Genomic DNA, 2,376 nt, shown 5'->3' with positions numbered 1-2,376 from the left:
AGGGAATAGCCTGAATTATACGTTCCGAATGCATGATTCGAGAACAGGAAGGTTCTTTGCAAGAGATCCTCTGGAGAGAGACTATACATGGAATTCTCCTTATGCTTTTAGCGAAAATAGAGTGATTGATGCATTAGAATTAGAAGGGCTAGAAAAAGTAATATATACATTTACTAAAAATAATGGGAAGTGGTCGAGAGCAAAATTGGATATAGCTAACGCGGGACCTTTAGGTGATGGGGTTTTGGTAAAATTCAAAAATGATAACACTGAGGCATACTATTACGGACCAATTATGAACAATTGGACTGGAAAAGATTTTACAAAGTCATATGAAGATAAATTTCTAAATAAAAAAGGCGATCACTATGCTTATAAAGTTAAAAAGGAAACGTTTACGACTATTGGCTATGGACATGCAAATAAATCGAAAGAAGATGCTGCCAAATATCCTCTTGGATCCACAATAACTGAAACTGAAGCTTCTGCATTGTTTGACAAAGATTATCTGGTTAGAGCAGTTTCCCTGCCAACCGTACATCAATCAGATGCATTAAGTGATTTTTCATTCAACACAACAAATCTTGCAGAAAAAACGGTAAATAGATATAATAGTTCGGAGAATAAACAGTTTTTTTATGTGGACAATATTAGAAACAAGTCGCCAGAACATACTATAGGTTTAGCAAAAAGAAGGTCTGCTCAACAAATTCTAGCGACGTATAAGCAATATACAAAGATTGATTATTCTAAATCTGCACAGCCTAAATGGAAAAAAACCTATGAAGAGTACACGAATAAGAAAAATGAGAAAAAGAAGGAGAAGCTCAAACTATAATAGCGTTTCTGTTTTTTTTATGATTATTAGTCTGATTTTTATGTTATTATCCTGCAATAGAAATAATTCTTTTGACGGAAAATACATCATTGAAGATGCTAGATTATTAATAACTGGGGATATAGAAGATAAGACAAGCTATTATGACGATTGCATAGGTAAAGAAATTGTGATCAAGAACAATACGTTTGTTTATTCAGATACTCTGTGTGAGGACTTTAGTAATGCTCATATCAAAGAGGAATATATGGACTTGAAAATGCTTGAGAGTGTATATCCCGAAGATTTTATTTCACTAATAAAAGGTAATTATAAAGTGAGAGGAGTATTGTCTATTCGAAATGAAAAGACAGAAGTTTACAAAAGGCTTGATGATAAATTGTTGATATATCAAGATCCATATTTGTTAATTTTAAAAAAAGAATAACGAAATGTTTGCATAAATAAAAAGCTCTTATCTGTGTGACATCAAAGCAAAAAAGTCCCAGCTATTTAGTTGGGACTTTCTCATTTATAAGACTACATTTTAATCTTTACTTTTCTTTTTCTGATCTTTAATCATCGGGATTAATTCAAAAGGTTTTTCTCCTGTTCCGTTTAACTGAATATTTTTACCAGTAGGTTCCGAATTTAGAAAATACCCTTTATCTTCTTCAGAATCAGGAATTAACCCCCCGCCAAACATTGCGGATTTTCCATCAGAAGTATAATACATATCACTTACATAATCTTGTGGCCCCAATATATTTATACGTTTATTTGTTAATTTTTGTATTCCTTCACTTAGTACTTTACCTGTTTCATTTGAAAAAATATGACATCCATTTAATATCAAAGTACCTCCATCTTCAATTTCATTTACCAAAGCAAGAAAAGAGTCAATTTGTTGTATTTTATCATAGCTCTTAAAAATGGCCATTTCCTCTTTTCTTTTTCCTTTCGATTTTATACTATTTATTCTTTGTAAATCTTCTATATAGAAATTAACTTGTGTGTCGTTCAATGGGTAATCGTCTGTATAGTACGTTTCGCCTATTTTTACAGCTTGGGTCTCAACAATCCCATCAGGTCCTTCAAAAATACGCATACTACCCGAGCTCGCATGGGCTTGTAATAATAGCACTTCAACTTTGTTTCCAAGTTTTTTGTGATTTTGAACATCCGCTAAGGCTTTTTGCATAGAAATCAATTGATATGCAACCCAATTTTGTTTTTCTATAGGTACATTCGTGTTAAATTGATTTGCTAAAACAACTTGTCGAGCACTTCCTAAGACCACGCCAGATTCAGCTCCTTCGAATTCAATTGCATCAACTGGTCTATTCCCTCCAAATTGATATGGTGAAAACCAAGCGAATTTTGACTTTAAAGGATCTGTCGCAAAGAACCTTCCTGTTCTCGGATCGTGCATACGGAAGGTATAGTTTATACTATTCCCTTCACCTTTAACTTCATCGTCCTTTTCCTGATTCTGGAATCCATAACGATATGATTCTGAGGACTCATGACGGTTTGGTACTAGCATCCCAAACGGATAG

At 33.4% G+C, this 2,376-nt stretch carries 2 protein-coding genes and 1 pseudogene; 2 read left to right on the top strand and 1 reads right to left on the bottom strand.

Annotation, left to right across the window (positions count from 1 at the left end):
• Window positions 1-838, top strand: a pseudogene (locus AAFN64_RS17605) (hypothetical protein); the annotation flags it as partial.
• Window positions 783-1,265, top strand: coding sequence for a hypothetical protein (locus AAFN64_RS17600; protein WP_347761487.1), 483 nt, complete (start codon window positions 783-785; stop codon window positions 1,263-1,265). The pseudogene AAFN64_RS17605 and the gene AAFN64_RS17600, both read left to right, overlap by 56 nt.
• Before the next feature lie 99 nt (window positions 1,266-1,364).
• Here AAFN64_RS17600 and AAFN64_RS17595 read toward each other — a convergent pair.
• The coding region (locus AAFN64_RS17595; protein ID WP_347761486.1) for an RHS repeat-associated core domain-containing protein at window positions 1,365-2,376 on the bottom strand (1,012 nt) is incomplete at its 5' end.

The sequence above is a fragment of the Flavobacterium sp. CAU 1735 genome (assembly GCF_039888695.1).
Classification (GTDB): domain Bacteria; phylum Bacteroidota; class Bacteroidia; order Flavobacteriales; family Flavobacteriaceae; genus Flavobacterium.
Note: the sequence above shows the minus strand (reverse complement) of the source record. Positions and strands in the feature narration are given on the sequence as shown.